This window comes from Streptococcus sp. GMD1S (genome assembly GCF_000296875.1).
Taxonomy (GTDB): domain Bacteria; phylum Bacillota; class Bacilli; order Lactobacillales; family Streptococcaceae; genus Streptococcus.
Map to the genome: position 1 here is coordinate 1 of NZ_AJQY01000320.1, position 501 is coordinate 501.

The window sequence follows — 501 nt, forward strand, 5'->3', positions numbered from 1 at the left end:
GTTTACTTTATTTTAAAAAATAACCTCCTTCTGAATACACAAACAAGTACCAAGTTTTATAATGTATTTTATATATTAAATATATCAAAAGGCACCTTAAATTGCAATTATTTTCCATTAATTTAACCCAATAAAATGATATATAAGAAGGGGTCATTTAAAAGGAATAGTTGCAATGAAAATAGCTTTCGGTTCTAGACTCTTTCTACTACAAATTGAATTCCATTAATATCTTTTTCAAACTTCAAATTTATAGTTTATAGACTGCATTACTCTACATAAAAAGAAGGCGAACCTCCTTCTACACTATTTTCCCTTAAATTCCGCAAAGGTCTGTAAGATTTTGGCTGCTACTGCTAGAGAAGGAGCTCCTTTTAGCTCTAACGTTTCATCTGCATATGGAGTAAGACCAGTAAAATCTCCAATCTGGACAGAATAGAGAGACGTCTTAAACAGTTCAATATCGTTTTGGTCATTTCCAAAAGCGATGAAGTTCTCCCC

The 501-nt window shown here is 31.7% G+C and carries 1 protein-coding gene; it reads right to left on the reverse strand.

Annotation, left to right across the window (positions count from 1 at the left end; translation table 11 throughout):
* Positions 1–306: 306 nt before the first annotated feature.
* Positions 307–501 (reverse strand): HAD hydrolase family protein (locus GMD1S_RS12425; protein ID WP_000430952.1); only part of this gene is annotated, 195 nt, incomplete at its 5' end.